Source organism: Bradyrhizobium lablabi (assembly GCF_001440475.1).
In the GTDB taxonomy this organism is placed as follows: Bacteria; Pseudomonadota; Alphaproteobacteria; order Rhizobiales; family Xanthobacteraceae; genus Bradyrhizobium; species Bradyrhizobium lablabi.
Window position 1 is genome coordinate 32,996 of sequence record NZ_LLYB01000049.1, and the last position, 16,794, is coordinate 49,789.

Consider the following 16,794-nt stretch of genomic DNA (forward strand, 5'->3'; position numbering starts at 1 on the left):
CTACATCCTGGCTAGCCGCATCGGTGGCACGCTCTACATCGGCGTGACCAATGATCTGGTCCGTCGCATCGGCGAGCACAAATTGAAGATCGCCGAGAGTTTCACCAAAAAATACGAGGTGAGCCGGCTCGTCTATTTCGAAGCGTTCGATCAGATCGAATTTGCGATCCAGCGCGAAAAACGCCTCAAAAAATGGCCGAGAGCTTGGAAGATCTCTCTGATCGAGAAACAAAATCCGGACTGGATTGATCTTTATCCTGAGATTGCCGGAGGCGGCGGATAGGCCTCTGGAATACTGGGTCGCCCGGTCAAGCCGGGCGATGACAGCCTTTCTTGTGGTCGAAACTCTGCTAACACCCTCGCATGACCGCACCTGAAACCACATCCTCCGCATCGGCCACATCCGCGCCCGCGCCAACCTGGCGCGAGGCCTGGGCGGTGTATCTGCAGCCCCGCGTGCTGATCGTGCTGATGCTCGGCTTTTCGTCCGGCCTGCCGCTGGCGCTGTCAGGATCGACGCTCCTGGTGTGGATGCGCGAATCCGGCGTCGATCTCGGCACGATCGGGCTGTTCGCGCTGGTCGGCACGCCCTACACGCTGAAATTCATCTGGGCGCCACTGGTCGACGCACTGCACGTGCCGTTCTTCACCCGCGCCTTCGGCCGCCGCCGCGGCTGGCTGGTGTTCTCGCAATTGCTCCTGATCGGCGCAATCCTGCTGCTGGCATTGACGGATCCGGCGCGTTCGCCGCTGTTCGTGGCGCTTGGCGCACTGCTTGTCGCGACGATGTCCTCGACCCAGGACATCGTGGTCGACGCGTTCCGCGTCGAAAGCCTGCCCGAGAGCGAGCAGGCCGCCGGCATGGCGGCCTATGTCGCAGCCTACCGGATCGGCATGCTGATCTCGACCGCCGGCGTGCTATTTCTGGTCAGCGCGTTCGAAAGCACCGGCGTCGGACGTCAGGCCGCGTGGATGTGGGGCTATGTTGCCATGGCAGCCCTGGTGCTGATCGGCACCATCACGGCGCTGGTTGCCACCGAACCGGCGCAATCGGTGCGCGCGGAAGAAGTGACCCGCGACGAGTCGGCTCTCACCCGCGTCATGCATGCGGCCATCGGGGCATTCTCCGAGTTTCTGTCCCGCAAGCATGCCTGGGTGGCGCTCGCCTTCGTGGTGCTGTTCAAGCTCACCGACGCGTTTTCCGGCAGCATGACCGCGCCGTTCGTGATCGACCTCGGCTTCACCCGCAACGACTACGCCGCCATCGTCAAGGGCGTCGGCCTCGCTGCGACGCTGATCGGCGGTTTTGCCGGCGGCTACGTGGCACGGCGCTATTCGCTGGACGCAAGCCTGTGGATCGGCGGCGTGCTGCAGGCGGTCTCCAACCTGGTGTTTGCGTGGCTTGCCTTTGTCGGCACCAATCAATGGGCGCTGGCCGCCGCCATTTCCGCGGAGAACTTCACCGGCGCGATCGGCACCGTGATCTTCGTCGCTTATCTCTCGGCGCTGTGCCAGAACCCGCTGCACACCGCGACCCAATACGCGCTGCTCACCGCGCTGGCCGCCGTCGGGCGCACCTATTTATCCTCAGGCGCGGGCTTTGTGGCGGACACGACGGGCTGGCCGCTGTTCTTCGTGATCTCGGTGCTGGTCGCTGTGCCGAGCCTGATTTTGCTGGCCTGGCTGCAGCGGCGCGGACATTTTGAAATGGTGGGACCAGTTAAGGTGTAGGCCCCGATCGTCGTCCTCCGCGAAAGCGGGGGACCCAGTATTACAGAGCAGGCGCGATAGAACTGGTAAGCCGCGGCGTACTGGGTCGCCCGGTCAAGCCGGGCGATGACACCTGTGATGGAACTACTTTAGTGCTTCGTCACCACGCTCCATTTGGTGATCACGGCTTCGCTCATCTGCCCGGCGTCCTGTGCGCAGGCGACTTCGTCGACCTTCACGGAAATTTCCTTGCCGATGAAATTCTTCAGTTGCGCGGCCTGGGCATCGCTGGTGGTGACGAGCTGGAACGTCTCGGGTCCGGTTTCGAGATTGCACAGCCCGTTCGGCGGCGGCAGCCGGCGCGGTTCGCTGGTGATCTGGTAGGTCGCGGCGCGCTTGCTCTTCTTGCCGCCCTTCATGGCGTTGAGTTCGCCTGATAGCACGTCGCCGGCATTGATCGGCTTGCCGGGTTTCGGCGCCGGCTCGCCCTGCTGCGCCCATGCGGAAGGTGCGATCAGCGCCGCAGCCATGATGAGCGCAAAGCGGGAGCGTCTGCCGAATCGTGGTTTCGTCATTTCGATCAGTTCCGTCTGTGGGGTTAGAACAGCGTGCGCTGCCGCATGGCAGCCGATAGCGTACCTTCGTCGAGATAATCAAGCTCGCCGCCGACAGGCACGCCATGTGCGAGCCGGGTGACCTTGACGTTGGCGTCCTGCAGAAGATCGGTGATGTAATGGGCGGTGGTCTGGCCATCAACCGTGGCGTTGAGCGCCAGAACGATTTCGCCGACTTGTGATTCATGCGCACGCGCTACCAGCGCATCGATGGTCAGATCCTGCGGACCGACACCATCCAGTGGCGATAATGTGGCGCCGAGCACGTGGTAGCGGCCGTTGGTCGCATTCGCCCGTTCCAGCGCCCAGAGATCGGCGACGTCGGCGACCACCACGATGGTCGAGGGATCTCGCCGCGGATCGGTGCATACCGTGCACGGATTTTGCGTGTCGATATTGCCGCAGGTCTTGCAGACCTGGATCCGGTCGATCGCGACCTGCAGCGCGCCGGCCAGTGGCGTCATCAGGGCTTCACGCTTCTTGATCAGGTGCAGCGCCGCGCGCCGCGCCGAGCGCGGGCCGAGACCCGGCAGTCGCGCCAGGAGCTGGATCAGGCGTTCGATTTCAGGGCCGGCAACGCTGGCTGCCATTTCAGGTCAGACCAAGTCCGGGCGGCAGGCCGAGGCCGCCGGTCAGTGCCTGCATCTTTTCCATCGCCGCGGTTTCCGCCTTGCGCCGCGCGTCATTATGCGCGGTCACCAGAAGGTCCTCGAGCACTTCGCGCTCCTCGGCCTTCATCAGCGACGGATCGATCTTGACGCCCTTTACTTCCATCTTCGCAGTCATGCGCACGGCGACCAGTCCGCCGCCGGAAGTGCCCTCGACCTCGAGATTGCCGAGCTCTTCCTGCATCGCCTGCATCTTGGACTGCAGTTGCGCGGCCTGCTTCATCATGCCGAGAAAATCAGCCATTCGTCCGTCCTCTCGAGCGTCCGATCAGTCGTCGCCGTCGGAGCTCTCGTTCAAGTCATCAGCGATAATATTGGATTCCGGCGGCTCGGCGGCAAGCCGGCGCACCTCAACCACTTTGGCGCCGGGAAATCGCGCCAGCACCTCCTGCACCCGCGGGTCGGCTTCCGCGGCCCGGGCGTGCTCGTTCCGCGCCTGCTCGTTCTGCGAGCGCAGCGTCGGCTGGCCGGCCTCGTTCGAGACGATCACGGTCCAGCGCCGACCGGTCCATAATTCCAGCTTGCGGGAGAGGTCGTTGACCAGCCCCCGCGCCGCAACACGTTCCAGCGCCACTTCCAGCCGCCCGTCCTCGAAGCGGACCAGGCGCATGTCGGCCTCCAGCGCCGTCTTGGTCAGGATATCGCGCTTCTCGCCGGCGAGCGCCACCAGTTGCGGGAAGGTCGTGATCCGCAGCACCGGCGCGGAGTCGGCTTGTGCTGACGGTGCCATTTGCGGGCGGGCGGAGGCTTCCGCGCCGGAGCGGGGCGATGCCGGCATCCGCATCGGCGAAGCTGACATCGAAGAAGCCGGTGCGGAGGGCGCAGCCCGTGACGGCGCCGCGCCGCCGGAAGCGATCTGCGCTCCACCGCCGTTCTGGTCGAGCATCCGGATCGCCTCATCCGGCGTCGGCAAATCGGCGACATAGGCGATGCGGACCAGCACCATTTCGGCCGCCGCCGCCGGCCGCGTCGCGGTCTGGACCTCGGTGATGCCCTTCAGCAGCATCTGCCACATCCGCGACAGCACCCGCATCGACAGTTTTGCGGCGAATTCCCGAGCACGGACGCGTTCGGTCTCGCCGAACGCGACATTGTCGGCGGTGGCGGGGACGATTTTCACGCGGGTGACGAAATTGACGAATTCGGCGAGGTCGGACAACACCACGACCGGATCGGCGCCGACGTCGTATTGCGAACGGAATTCACTGAAAGCGCTGGCGATGTCACCGCGCGCCAGATGCTCGAACAGGTCGATCACCCGGGTGCGGTCGGCAAGCCCCAGCATCTGCCGCACCGCATCGGCGCGCACGGCGCCCGCCGCATGGGCAATTGCCTGGTCGAACAGCGACAGCGAATCGCGCACCGAGCCTTCCGCGGCGCGGGCGATGATGCCGAGCGCCTCCGGCTCGACCTCGACGCCTTCCTTGGCTGCAATGTTGGAAAGGTGCCCCATCAGCACGTCGGCTTCGACCCGGCGAAGATCAAAACGCTGGCAGCGCGACAGCACGGTGACCGGGACTTTGCGGATTTCCGTGGTGGCGAACACGAATTTGGCGTGCTCGGGCGGCTCTTCCAGCGTCTTCAGGAAGGCGTTAAAGGCCGCCGTCGACAGCATGTGGACTTCGTCGATGATGTAGACCTTGTAGCGGGCGCTGGCCGGGGCATAGCGCACGCTGTCATTGATCTGGCGGACGTCGTCGACGCCGGTGTGGGAGGCGGCGTCCATTTCCAGCACGTCCATGTGCCGGCTTTCCATGATCGCCTGGCAGTGCACGCCGAGATCAGGCATGTGGATGGTCGGCCCCTTCACCGAACCATCGGGCTTTTCGTAATTGAGCGCACGCGCGAGAATCCGCGCCGTGGTGGTTTTGCCGACCCCGCGGACGCCGGTCAGGATCCAGGCCTGCGGAATCCGGCCCGTTTCGAACGCGTTCGAGACGGTGCGGACCATGGCCTCCTGGCCGATCAGGTCGTCAAAGCTGGAAGGGCGGTATTTGCGTGCCAGCACCCGGTAGGGCTTGGCGGCCTCGCCGCCGCCGAGCGCGAAGCCACCCTGGCCGGCACCGTCTGATTTGTCGGGGGGAGCGCCAGCATCACTCATCGGTCGATCCGCAATTGATTGTCTCTCGGGGCCGGCTTGCGGATAGGAACGAAATCGAGCGCACGGCGCGGACTGGCCGCTTTCCTGCTCGATTCGCTCGAAAAACAGGGTAGGAGACTGACGAGCGACCCGATCCGGACCTCGTTAGGGCTGCTTCCTTCCGGACCTGACCCGGTTGGCGAGTGGCTCGTCCACCGCCAATCTCCCGGTCCCTATTTGGGGCCAAAAGGGCCGGAAAGCAAGCGGGGCTTTCCCTGTCATACCCCGCGAAAGCGGGGTATCCAGTACGCTGCGGCCAATCGGCAAACGGTGGAGCCGCGGCGTACTGGATCATCCGCTTTCGCGGATGATGACACCTTGGTATGAAACCGCAGCAGTGCCCAGAGAAGGCACTTTATCGGCCCGGCATGAAATCGGGCATGGGAACTCTTGATGCCCTCTGACGCCTCCGCCTGGTCGCTGCACTCCCAGCTCCAAAAGGACACGATCGATATTGGCGACCTGCCCCTGTGCAAGGTGCTGGTCATCAAGGATGCGCATTACCCGTGGCTGTTGTTGGTCCCCCGTCGCGAAGGCGCGGTAGAAATCATCGACCTCGACGAGGTCGCGCAGGCGCAATTGATGACCGAAATCGCCCGGGTGTCGCGGGCGCTGAAAGAAATCACCAAATGCGACAAGCTCAATGTCGCGGCGCTCGGCAATCTGGTGCCGCAGTTGCATGTCCACATCATCGCGCGGCGCACCAGCGACGCGGCCTGGCCGCGCCCGGTCTGGGGCGTGATGCCGCCGCTGGCGCATGACGCCGAGGAAGTACAGAATTTCATCAACGCGCTTCGCCGCAAGATCTGGTTGGGTTGAACAGATGTCCGCATTCGACAAGTATCCGCTCGGGAAGCCCGCTTTCGTTACGAATGTCCTCGATCGCGCCGCGCATCTGCGCAGCAATGACGAAAAACTGTTTGCGATGGAGAGCCAGCGCAACGCCGGCGCCTATGTGATCTACCGCGACTCGCTTCTGGTGCGGCAGGAGGCGGACGGGCCGCGCGTGCTGCTCGGCGTCGAAGAGGCGGTGAAGCTCGGCGCCAATCCCGGCACGATCTTTCTGGGCCTGCGCGACAACGCGCCCATTTTCGGCATGGGCATCTCGGCTGCGGCCGTTGAAAAACTGATCGGACGCGACGACGTCGCCGTGACCGAACTGCGCGGCATGGCGATGCAGGGCGCCGTCCCGCTGGAACAACTGTCCGCCATCGCGATGGCCAAATCGATGGTGACCTGGCACCAGCGCCACGGCTATTGCGCCAATTGCGGCACGCGCACAGCCATGAAAGAAGGCGGCTGGAAGCGCGAGTGCCCGAGCTGCAAGGCCGAGCATTTCCCGCGCACCGATCCGGTCGTGATCATGCTGGTCACGCACGGCGATCGATGCCTGCTCGGCCGGCAGAAGCAGTTCATGCCTGGGATGTATTCCTGCCTCGCCGGATTCGTGGAAGCCGCCGAAACCATCGAGGACGCGGTCCGCCGCGAGATCTTTGAGGAATCCGGCATCCGCTGCACCGACGTCAGCTATTACATGACGCAGCCCTGGCCCTACCCGTCATCGCTGATGATCGGATGCTCGGCGCGCGCGCTCAACGAGGATATCGTGGTGGATCGCGTAGAACTCGAGGACGCGCGCTGGTTCAGCCGCGACGAGGTCGCATTGATGCACCGGCGCGAACATCCTGATGGCTTATTTGCCGCACATCCGTTTGCGATCGCACACCATCTGATCGGCCGCTGGGTGCATGGGGGAAACGAAACCAGCGCATAGCGGGAACCGTCGATGGGTCAGTCGATTAACTCGGGACCCTGGTTCCGGCAGAAGGCGGAACCGACATGACGGATTCCCGAATGAACTTTCAAGACAAGGCGCCCAAGCTCCCGCCGCGGATTCTCTGCATCGGCATGCCGGTGCGCGACCTGACCTTTCATACGCCGGGTGTTCCCGGGCGCGGCTCCAAGGAGAACGCCACCGCATTCGACGAAATCTGCGGCGGCAACGCGCTCAATGGCGCGATCGGCATCGTTCGGCTCGGCGGCCGCGCCTCGATCTGCGGGCCGATGGGCGATGCCAGGGAAACCTCGAGCCGCTTCATCTTCGATCAGATGGCGCATGAGGGCATCGAGACGAAGCATCTCATCCACATGCCTGACCTGGTGACGCCGATCTCGGCGGTAATGATCGATCCTTCCGGCGAGCGCACCATCGTGACCTTCCGCGATCCGAAACTGTGGCATGTGAAGTTGCCGGACTTCGACACGCTGCTGGACGATTGCGCCGCCATTCTCACCGAAAGCCGCTGCGCCGAATTCTGCACCGAGCTTTGCGCCGAAGCGGTCCGCCGCGGCATTCCCGTGATCGTTGACGTCGATCGCGCAATGTCGCTGCGCGAAGGCCTGTTGAACGCCTCCACGCACTTGGTGTTCTCAAGCGAGCCGCTGCAGGAGACCGCCGACGTCTCCGACGACGCCCAGGCGCTGAAGAAAATCGCAAAACTAACCCCGTCGTTCCTGGCCGGCACACGGGGCCCCCGGGGCACGATCTGGCTCGACGAGAAGGGGGAGATCCAGGAAACGCCGGCCTTCCCGGTCCACACGGTCGATACCCTCGGCGCCGGTGACGTGTTCCACGGCGCCTTCGCGCTGGCCATCACCGAGAAGCAGGAACTGCGGCAGGCGCTGCGTTTCGCCTCGGCCGCCGCAGCGCTGAAATGCACCCGCTTCGGTGGCGCCTTCGCAGCGCCTCAACGTACTGAAGTTGAAGAGCTTTTGAGCCACGGCCAAAGCGTAGCCGCGGATAGGGCCGGTCAATAGTTGGGCTTGCATGAGAAGATTTTTCTATATATGAGGTATCAAAACCTTGTCTATGGAACAATTTTCTCATGACCGACGTCGCCATTCAGCTCCACGAAGGCAACCGCCGCCTGGATGCCATCGACCGCAAGATCCTCACCGTATTGCAGGAGGACGCCTCCCTCTCCGTCGCCGAGATCGGCGACCGGGTCGGACTGTCATCGACGCCATGCTGGAAGCGCATCCAGCGGCTGGAGGCCGATGGGGTGATCCTGCGCCGGGTGGCGCTGGTCGATCAGAACAAGATCGGACTCGGGATTTCCGTGTTCGTTTCGGTCGAAAGCTCGGACCACTCGGAAGCCTGGCTGAAGACCTTCGCCAGCGCCGTCAGCGCCATGCCCGAGGTAATGGAATTCTACCGGATGGCCGGCGACGTCGATTATATGCTGCGCGTCGTGGTCGCCGACATGGCGAGCTATGACGTGTTCTACAAGAAGCTGATCAGCGCCGTGCCGCTGAAGAACGTCACCTCGCGCTTTGCGATGGAGAAGATCAAGTCGGTGACCGCGCTGCCGGTGCCGGCGGCCGGTTAAGCCGCTGGCCTAATCACAGCTGCGACAAGCAGAACAAATGCCGCGACGGCAAGGCCGGCGCGCGCGGCATGGGAATATTCCCAGCGGTTGCGAAGATCTGTCCAATCCGTCGTGCCTGCGCCTGGCGAGCGCAATTTGCCAAGCCCGATGAACGCACCGCTGGCACCCTCTAGCTTGGTATCCTTCAGCCAGACATTGTTCACCGGCTGAATCCATATCCAATAGATGGCCTGCATCGCGACCATGGCAGCGCAGGAAGCCGTCAGCAGCCAGAAGCTGCTGCTTTCCTTGGCTGCAAGGGCAAGCACCGCAGTGACGATGATGCCGATGGGCTCGGCGGCACCGCCATAGGTGAAACCCGGATAGTAGATGGCCTGAACCGCCAGATACTGCTCTTTCGCCAAGCGCAGCTTGCCTGGCAGCTCGAGCAGATGGGCCAGTGCCATCGACATCGCGATCGCCACGACGAGAATCGCGAAAATCTTGAAGGGAACCATGGGCCCCTCCTCTTGAAGACCGCATCGACGCGGTAACGCACCTGCGGTCAGGCCGTTCCGGAACGCCTCCGGATGACGGATTGACGGAGCTGCTTCCTCAAATCTTCTGATTATACTCGCCAACTTCCGGATGCGTGCGCAGCACGCCATCCATCGCCTCGAACATGTCGCGCATGCGCTGTTCGGAGACCGGGCTCTCGACCACCACCACCAGCTCCGGCTTGTTCGATGAGGCCCGCACCAGGCCCCAGCTTCCGTCCTCCACCGTGACGCGCACGCCGTTGACGGTCACGAGATCGCGGATCTTCTGGCCGGCGACCGTCTCGCCCTTCTTCTGCTTGTCCTCGAAGTGCTTCACCACGGCATCTGCAACGCTGTACTTCACCTCGTCGGCACAATGCGGCGACATCGTCGGCGACGACCAGGTTTTCGGAATCGCGTTCTTCAGGTCCGCCATCGATTTGTCCGGCGCGCGGTCGAGCATCTCGCAGATCGCGATCGCGGAAACGAGACCATCGTCATAGCCGCGGCCGAACGGCTTGTTGAAGAAGAAGTGGCCGGACTTTTCGAAGCCTGCCAGCGCGCCCATCTCGTTGGTACGGCGCTTCATGTAGGAATGGCCGGTCTTCCAGTAGGCGGTCTTGGCGCCCTGCTTTTGCAGCACCGGGTCGGTCACGAACAGGCCGGTCGATTTCACGTCGACCACGAACTGCGCATCCTTGTGGATCGCCGACATGTCGCGCGCCAGCATCACACCGACCTTGTCGGCGAAGATTTCCTCGCCGGTGTTGTCGACCACGCCGCAGCGGTCGCCGTCGCCGTCGAAGCCGAGGCCGACATCCGCCTTGTGCTTGAGCACGGCGTCGCGGATCGCGTGCAGCATCTCCATGTCTTCGGGGTTCGGATTGTATTTCGGGAAGGTGTGGTCGAGCTCAGTGTCGAGCGGGATCACCTCGCAGCCGATCGCTTCCAGCACCTGCGGCGCGAACGCGCCCGCAGTGCCGTTGCCGCAGGCGGCAACGACCTTCAGCTTGCGCTTCAGCTTCGGACGGCTGGTGAGGTCGGCGATGTAGCGCGCCGGAAAATTCTCGTGGAATTGATAGGAGCCGCCGGCCTTGTTCTTGAACTCGGCGTTGAGCACGATTTCCTTCAGCCGCGTCATCTCGTCAGGGCCGAAGGTGAGCGGGCGGTTGGCGCCCATCTTCACGCCGGTCCAGCCATTGTCGTTATGCGAGGCCGTGACCATCGCGACGCAGGGCACGTCGAGATCGAACTGCGCGAAATAGGCCATCGGCGTCACCGCAAGCCCGATGTCATGCACCTTGCAGCCCGCCGCCATCAGGCCTGATATCAGCGCGTATTTGATCGACGCCGAATAGCCGCGGAAATCATGGCCGGTGACGATTTCCTGTTTGACGCCGAGTTCCGCGATCAGCGCGCCGAGCCCCATGCCCAGCGCCTGCACGCCCATCAGGTTGATTTCCTTCTCGAACAGCCAGCGCGCGTCATATTCGCGAAAGCCGGTCGCCTTCACCATCGGCCCGGATTCGTAGGCATAGGTATTCGGAACCAGCACGGATTTGGGCTTCGGGAACATGCAATGGCCTTGTCGTAAATGCTTAAGGGAACCGCAGCCATAGCGAATACGCAGGCCGGGCGATAGCGGGCCGGCGCGTTGTGGCGATCAATTGCGGCGGTTTGGTAGCGGGGTAACCTTACTGTTCCAGCACCAGGCGGCCGTTGGCATAGTTGAAGCGCTTCAGCTTCGACAGGAACGACATGCCAAGCAGGTTCTCCGACAGCGCCTCGTCCGGCAACACCAGCGCGTCGACGTCCCGCACGATGAGACCGCCGAGGTCGATCATCGCAAGCCGTGCGCGCGCGGCCTTGATGGTGCCGTTGGCGGTGGAGACCGTCGCGTTGTAGTCGCTCAGTGAAGGACGCAGGCCGACGCGGGCCGCGGATGTCTCATTCAAGGCCACCAGCGAGGCGCCGGTGTCGATCAGGAAATTGATGCGCTGGCCGTCGATGCGACCGTCGGTCTGGAAATGGCCGCGGGCATCGCGGGGAATGTCGAGGCTGCGGCCGGAGGCTTGTGCGACCGTTTGCGGCGGAGCCTTTTTCGGCGGTGCGCTGGCGGGCGTCGGCGCCGGTGCCGCCGACATCTTGCCTGCCACCTGCCCCATGTAGGTGCCGAGGCCGACCATAACGGCAGCAAGGATCATCAGGTTACGCATACGCCACGCTCGCTTTGCCAGACCGCCGATACCACCACGCCAGTCGCGAACCCGCGACTAACGGCGATGGCCGGGCTTGTCATTTTGACGAAAAGGATGAGTGAAGCGTTAACGGGACTCTCAACCTCGCCCCGCTTGCGGGGAGAGGTCGGATTGCGGAGCAATCCCGGTGAGGGGGTACAGGTCTATCGAAAGAGATCAGCTCGCGGATAGAGCCCCTCACCCCGACCCTCTCCCCGCAAGAGCGGGGCGAGGGAGCAGAGCCCTCACGTCCCGCGCGGCTTGACGCGGCGCGTCGGCATCGCGCTGGCCGGGTCTTCCGGCCAGGGATGGCGGGGATAGCGGCCGCGCAGGTCGGAGCGCACGGCGGCATAGCTGCCGCGCCAGAAGCCCGGAAGGTCGCGCGTTACCTGCACCGGGCGTTGCGCCGGCGACAGCAATTCCAGCACCAGCGGCACCGCGCCCTTCGCGATCGAGGGATGGGTGTTGAGTCCGAACAATTCCTGCAGGCGCACGGCAATGGTCGGACCCTGCTCGGCCTCGTAGTCGATGGCCAGCATGGTGCCGGTCGGCGCCTCGAAATGCGTCGGCGCCTCGCGCTCCAGCCGCGCGCGCAACTCCCACGGCAACAGCGCCATCAGCGCATCGGAAAGATCGCCGGCGGAAAAATCCTTCAGCGAGGTCTTGTCGTATAGCGCCGGCACCAGCCAGTTTTCGCTGTCGGCGGCGAGCGCCGCATCCGACAGGTCGGGCCAGCTCTCATCCTCCGCCCTGCGCAGAAACATCACCCGGTCGCGCCACTGCTTCAGCGCTTTCGACCACGGCAATTTGTCGAGCCCGGCGGCTATCAATCCGGCGGCGAAGATGCGCGCGGTTTCGGCCGAGGGCGACAGCGCCATCGGCGCTTCCGACAGCGTGATCGCGTGCAGCGTCCGCTTGCGGCGCGCGCGCAGCGCCATTGCGCTGCGATCGAACGAAATTTCATCCGCATTCTCGATCTGGTCGGCGAAGCGCGTTTCAATATCGGCCTGCGCGATCGGCGCGGCAAGCAGGATGCGTCCCTGCGCGGCGGTGCCGGTCAATTCGCCTACGGCGATATAGGGTGTGCGCGCCAGCGACGAGGCTTGCTCGACAGCGGCGCCGCGGCCATTGGCGAGCACAAAACTGCCATTGCCGCGGTTGCGCGCGACGCGATCGGGAAAGGCGAGCGCGAGCATGATGCCGGTCGATGGCGAGGCGTCCTCTTCGGGCGCCCCCTCCGTCGTCGCCACCTGCTGCGCCCAGCGCTGCGCCAGGCTGCGTGCGCTCGACGCACGCAGCGAACGGTCGCGACGAAACTGGTCGAGCCTGACATCGAGATCGACACTGTCGCCGCCTAGGCCGCGCTCGGTCAGGATAGCCGCGATTTCGGCCGCCTCCTCGCCTGCCCCCAGCCGATGCGAATCCACGATCATGCGCGCCAGCCGCGGCGGCAGCGCCAGCGCCCGCAGGCTGTGGCCTTCGGCCGTGATCCGGCCGTCCGAGTCGAGCGCGCCGAGTTCGAGCAGCAGGCTGTTTGCCTCTTTCAACGCCGGCGCAGGCGGGGGATCGAGAAACGCCAATGTAGCGGGATCGCGGACGCCCCATTGCGCGAGATCGAGCACCAGCGAGGAAAGATCGGCCGAGAGAATTTCGGGCTGCGTATAGGCGGCGAGCGAGGCCGTCTGCGGCTCGTCCCACAGCCGGTAACAGATGCCGGGCTCGATACGGCCGGCGCGGCCGCGGCGCTGGTCGACCGCGGCGCGCGAGGCGCGCACGGTCTCGAGCCGCGTCAGGCCGATATCAGGCTCATAGCGCGGCACCCGCGCCAGGCCGCAATCGACGACGATGCGGACACCCTCGATGGTCAGCGAGGTCTCGGCGATGGAAGTTGCCAGCACGACCTTGCGGCTTCCCTTCGGCGCCGGCGCGATGGCGCGGTCCTGCACGGCTGCATCGAGCGCGCCGAACAGCGGCACGATTTCCACGCTCGCATCATGGACCCGCTCGGCGAGAAAATTCTGCGTGCGGCGAATTTCGGCGGCACCCGGCAGGAAAGCCAACACCGAGCCCGGATCAGCGCGCAGCGCCGTCGCGATCGCATCCGCCATCTGCCGCTCGATCGGCGCATCCACCTTGCGGCCGAGATAGCGCGTCTCGACCGGAAAGGCGCGGCCTTCGCTGGCAACCACCGGCGCATCGCCGAGCAATTTGCCGACACGCGCGCCGTCGAGGGTTGCCGACATCACGAGGATACGAAGATCCTCGCGCAAGCCGGTCTGCGCGTCGCGGGCGAGCGCTAAGCCCAGATCGGCGTCGAGCGAGCGTTCGTGGAATTCGTCGAACAGCACCGCGGCGACGCCGTTGAGTTCGGGATCGTCGAGAATCTGCCGCGAGAAGATTCCCTCGGTGACAACCTCGATCCGGGTCGCGCGCGAAATCTTCGAGCCGAAGCGGACGCGGTAGCCGACGGTCTCCCCTGCCCGCTCGCCAAGCGTCCGCGCCATCCGCTCGGCGCTGGCGCGCGCCGCGATCCGACGCGGCTCCAGCATGATGATCTTTTTGCCCTTCAGCCAGGGCGCATCGAGCAGCGCCAGCGGCACCCGCGTGGTTTTGCCGGCGCCGGGAGGCGCCACCAGCACGGCGGTGTTATGGGACGCGAGCGTGCGATCGAGTTCGTCGAGCACCGCGTCGATCGGGAGTGGCGTGTCGAAGGTACGAGGCAATTGCGGGCTCGCGTCGTTGACTCTCTTCCCCTCTCCCCTTGTGGGAGAGGGTGGCTCGCATCGCAAGATGCGAGACGGGTGAGGGGGTCTGTCTCCGCGGATAGAGACCCCTCATCCGGCACGGACTTCGTCCGNTGCCACCTTCTCCCACAAGGGGAGAAGGGAAGAAAGATCAAGTCGCCCGCCCCACGCTCTCATAGGTAAAGCCGTGCGCGGCCATGTCCTCGGGACGGTAGATATTGCGCAGGTCGACCACGACAGGCTGCGCCATCGCGCCCTTGATCCGATCCAGATCGAGCGCGCGGTACTGCACCCATTCGGTGACGATCACCATGGCGTCCGCCCCCTTCACGCACTCATAGGGGTCGTCGCAATACTGGATCTCGGGCAGCTCCTTCTTCGCCTGCTCCATGCCGACCGGATCGTGCGCGCGCACCTTGGCGCCCATGTCGAGCAGGCCGGTGACCAGCGGGATCGACGGCGCCTCGCGCATGTCGTCGGTGTCGGGCTTGAAGGTGAGGCCGAGCACCGCGACCGTCTTGCCGCGCAGATTGCCGACGGCATTCGACACCTTGCGCGCCATCGCCCGCTTTCTGATGTCGTTGACGCCGAGCACCGCTTCGACGATGCGCAATTGCACGTCGTGGTCCTGGGCGATCTTGACCAGCGCGCGGGTATCCTTCGGAAAACAGGAGCCGCCGAAACCGGGACCGGCATGTAGGAATTTCGAGCCGATGCGGTTGTCGAGCCCGATGCCGCGCGCGACCTGCTGCACGTCGGCGCCGACCTTTTCGGAGAGATCGGCAATCTCGTTGATGAAGGTGATCTTGGTGGCGAGAAAGGCGTTCGCCGCGTATTTGATCAGTTCGGCGGTGCGCCGCGCCGTGTACATCACGGGCGCCTGGTTCAGCGACAGCGGCCGGTAGACGTCGCCGAGCACCTTGCGCCCGCGCTCGTCGTCGGTGCCGACCACGATACGGTCGGGGAATTTGAAATCGCGGATCGCCGCGCCCTCGCGCAGGAATTCCGGATTGGAAGCGACCACCACATCGGCCGACGGATTGGCTTCGCGGATCAGCCGCTCGACCTCGTCACCGGTGCCGACCGGCACGGTCGATTTCGTCACCACCACCGTGAAGCCCGACAGCGCCGCGGCGATCTCGCGCGCGGCGCTGTAGACGTAAGTGAGGTCGGCATGGCCATCGCCGCGACGCGAGGGCGTGCCGACCGCAATGAACACGGCGTCGGCTTCCGCCACCGGCGCCGTCAGGTCAGTGGTGAAATCCAGCCGCTTGGCCTTGACGTTGGAGGCGACAAGTTCGTCGAGCCCGGGTTCGAAGATCGGGATTTCACCTCGGCGCAGGGCTTCGATCTTGCCGGCATCCTTGTCCACGCATGTGACCTGGTGGCCGAAATCGGCAAAGCAGGCGCCGGATACCAGTCCCACATAGCCCGTGCCGATCATGGCAATCCGCATGAAAACAACCCGTATCTGATGGTTAACGCCAATGGCGAATTTGCAGGCGTCTTAGAGCATTTTTCGGCCAAGGGGAAATCGGAAAAAACGAGGTAAGTCGGCATGTCATTTGTATGAATAAAGGAGAAAGCAACGGATCGGGCCGAAGATGCGGCCACGTCGCGCCGAAAAGGAACACCGATGACCTTAAACGGTACATCCGCCGTCACCGAACGCTCCAGCCGCATCGACTGGGTGGACTATGCCAAGGGCATCTGCATCGTCATGGTGGTGATGATGCATTCGGTGCTGGGCGTGGAAAAAGCGGCCGGCGACACCGGTTTCATGCATGCCTTCGTGATGTTCGCAAAACCGTTCCGGATGCCGGATTTCTTCCTGATTTCGGGCCTGTTCCTCGCGGTCGTGATCGATCGCGACTGGCGCACCTATCTCGACCGCAAGGTCGTGCATTTCGCCTATTTCTATCTGCTGTGGGTGGCGATCCAGTTCGGCTTCAAGGCCCCTGGCTTTGCCGCGGAAGGCGGCTGGCAGCATGTCGCCATGCTGTATCTGCAAACCTTCATCGAGCCGTTCGGAACGCTCTGGTTCATTTATCTGTTGCCGGTGTTCTTCATCGTCACAAAATTGTCACGCAAATTGCCGTCAGCCGCGATCTGGATCGTGGCCGCAGCGCTTGAGATGGCGCATGTCGTGACCGGCTGGACCGTGATCGACGAATTCTGCGGGCGCTTCGTCTATTTCTATTCCGGCTATCTGTTTGCTTCCTACGTGTTCGCGCTGTCGGACCGCTCGCGGGAGAAGCCCGTGCTGGCGCTTGCCGGCCTCGCCCTGTGGGCGATCGTCAACGGCGCGCTGGTCGTATCAGGCTTCGACGAATGGCCGCTGGTTTCGCTCGCGCTTGGATTTGCCGGCGCATGCGCCATCATCGTGATGGGCACGCTGCTGGCGCGGATGCAGTGGCTGAACTTCCTGCGCTATTGCGGCGAGCATTCCATCGTCATCTATCTCGCCTTCTTCCTGCCGATGGCGGTGACCCGGACGCTGCTGCTCAAGACCGGTCTGATCGCCGATATCGGGACGGTTTCCCTGATCGTGACCGTCGCCGGTGTCGCGGGTGCGATTCTGATCTGGCGCCTGGCGCTGGCGGTTCGGGCGGACTTCCTGTTCGAGCGGCCCGCCGCATTCTGGATCGCGCCGAAGAAGGCCCGGTCCGCGCTGCAGCCGGCGGAGTAGGTTTTGCCTGATACGTAGCCCGGATGAAGCGTAGCGTAATCCGGGGAAATCTCGCGGCTTTGCGCGAATCCCGGATTTCGCTGCG

16 protein-coding genes and 1 other RNA gene are annotated in these 16,794 nt (G+C 64.1%); 7 read left to right on the forward strand and 10 right to left on the reverse strand.

Annotated elements, in window-relative coordinates:
• Window positions 1-283 (forward strand): GIY-YIG nuclease family protein (locus tag CQ14_RS08085; RefSeq protein WP_057857435.1); only part of this gene is annotated, 283 nt, incomplete at its 5' end.
• Window positions 284-363: 80 nt separating this feature from the next.
• Complete coding sequence (locus CQ14_RS08090; RefSeq protein WP_057857390.1) at window positions 364-1,731, forward strand: AmpG family muropeptide MFS transporter; 1,368 nt, start codon at window positions 364-366, stop codon at window positions 1,729-1,731.
• 128 nt (window positions 1,732-1,859) lie between these two features.
• Here CQ14_RS08090 and CQ14_RS08095 read toward each other — a convergent pair whose 3' ends face one another.
• The 5 genes from CQ14_RS08095 to ffs all read right to left on the reverse strand — a co-directional run bounded on the left by CQ14_RS08095 (window position 1,860) and on the right by ffs (window position 5,299).
• Complete coding sequence (locus CQ14_RS08095) at window positions 1,860-2,285, reverse strand: hypothetical protein (protein WP_057857391.1); 426 nt, start codon at window positions 2,283-2,285, stop codon at window positions 1,860-1,862.
• Window positions 2,286-2,308: 23 nt separating this feature from the next.
• The gene (gene recR, locus CQ14_RS08100; RefSeq protein ID WP_057857392.1) at window positions 2,309-2,914 is read right to left on the reverse strand and encodes a recombination mediator RecR; all 606 of its coding nucleotides are present in this window, start codon (window positions 2,912-2,914) and stop codon (window positions 2,309-2,311) included.
• A 1-nt stretch (window position 2,915) separates the two neighbouring features.
• The gene (locus CQ14_RS08105) at window positions 2,916-3,236 is read right to left on the reverse strand and encodes a YbaB/EbfC family nucleoid-associated protein (RefSeq protein ID WP_057857393.1); all 321 of its coding nucleotides are present in this window, start codon (window positions 3,234-3,236) and stop codon (window positions 2,916-2,918) included.
• A gap of 24 nt (window positions 3,237-3,260) precedes the next feature.
• Complete coding sequence (locus CQ14_RS08110; RefSeq protein ID WP_057857394.1) at window positions 3,261-5,093, reverse strand: DNA polymerase III subunit gamma/tau; 1,833 nt, start codon at window positions 5,091-5,093, stop codon at window positions 3,261-3,263.
• A 109-nt stretch (window positions 5,094-5,202) separates the two neighbouring features.
• An RNA gene (gene ffs, locus CQ14_RS41555) (signal recognition particle sRNA small type) lies at window positions 5,203-5,299 on the reverse strand.
• A gap of 226 nt (window positions 5,300-5,525) precedes the next feature.
• Here ffs and CQ14_RS08115 point away from each other — a divergent pair.
• The 4 genes from CQ14_RS08115 to CQ14_RS08130 all read left to right on the forward strand — a co-directional run bounded on the left by CQ14_RS08115 (window position 5,526) and on the right by CQ14_RS08130 (window position 8,521).
• Window positions 5,526-5,951 carry an HIT domain-containing protein gene (locus CQ14_RS08115; RefSeq protein ID WP_057857395.1) on the forward strand — a complete coding sequence of 142 codons (426 nt, stop codon included), beginning with the start codon at window positions 5,526-5,528 and terminating at the stop codon, window positions 5,949-5,951.
• Window positions 5,952-5,955: 4 nt separating this feature from the next.
• On the forward strand, window positions 5,956-6,906 hold the full coding sequence (gene nudC / locus CQ14_RS08120; RefSeq protein WP_057857396.1) for an NAD(+) diphosphatase: 951 nt from the start codon (window positions 5,956-5,958) through the stop codon (window positions 6,904-6,906).
• A gap of 80 nt (window positions 6,907-6,986) precedes the next feature.
• A complete protein-coding gene (locus CQ14_RS08125) occupies window positions 6,987-7,949 on the forward strand; it encodes a sugar kinase (protein ID WP_057857397.1) in 963 nt (320 codons plus the stop codon).
• A 68-nt stretch (window positions 7,950-8,017) separates the two neighbouring features.
• Window positions 8,018-8,521 carry an Lrp/AsnC family transcriptional regulator gene (locus CQ14_RS08130; RefSeq protein ID WP_057857398.1) on the forward strand — a complete coding sequence of 168 codons (504 nt, stop codon included), beginning with the start codon at window positions 8,018-8,020 and terminating at the stop codon, window positions 8,519-8,521.
• Here the strand turns inward: CQ14_RS08130 and CQ14_RS08135 are convergent.
• The 5 genes from CQ14_RS08135 to CQ14_RS08155 form a co-directional block, all read right to left on the reverse strand.
• Complete coding sequence (locus CQ14_RS08135; RefSeq protein WP_057857399.1) at window positions 8,518-9,018, reverse strand: anthrone oxygenase family protein; 501 nt, start codon at window positions 9,016-9,018, stop codon at window positions 8,518-8,520. The two genes, CQ14_RS08130 and CQ14_RS08135, sit on opposite strands and share 4 nt — an antisense overlap.
• Before the next feature lie 97 nt (window positions 9,019-9,115).
• Window positions 9,116-10,615 carry a phosphomannomutase/phosphoglucomutase gene (locus CQ14_RS08140; protein ID WP_057857400.1) on the reverse strand — a complete coding sequence of 500 codons (1,500 nt, stop codon included), beginning with the start codon at window positions 10,613-10,615 and terminating at the stop codon, window positions 9,116-9,118.
• A 118-nt stretch (window positions 10,616-10,733) separates the two neighbouring features.
• The gene (locus CQ14_RS08145) at window positions 10,734-11,255 is read right to left on the reverse strand and encodes a TIGR02281 family clan AA aspartic protease (RefSeq protein ID WP_057857401.1); all 522 of its coding nucleotides are present in this window, start codon (window positions 11,253-11,255) and stop codon (window positions 10,734-10,736) included.
• Window positions 11,256-11,521: 266 nt separating this feature from the next.
• Window positions 11,522-13,999, reverse strand: a complete 2,478-nt coding sequence (hrpB, locus tag CQ14_RS08150; protein WP_057857402.1) for an ATP-dependent helicase HrpB — start codon at window positions 13,997-13,999, stop codon at window positions 11,522-11,524.
• 172 nt (window positions 14,000-14,171) lie between these two features.
• The gene (locus tag CQ14_RS08155) at window positions 14,172-15,476 is read right to left on the reverse strand and encodes a UDP-glucose dehydrogenase family protein (RefSeq protein WP_057857403.1); all 1,305 of its coding nucleotides are present in this window, start codon (window positions 15,474-15,476) and stop codon (window positions 14,172-14,174) included.
• A 180-nt stretch (window positions 15,477-15,656) separates the two neighbouring features.
• On the opposite strand from CQ14_RS08155, the gene CQ14_RS08160 reads away from it, so the two are divergent.
• Window positions 15,657-16,709 (forward strand): acyltransferase family protein, encoded by a 1,053-nt coding sequence (locus CQ14_RS08160; protein WP_057857404.1) that lies wholly within the window; start codon window positions 15,657-15,659, stop codon window positions 16,707-16,709.
• Window positions 16,710-16,794 lie beyond the last annotated feature (85 nt).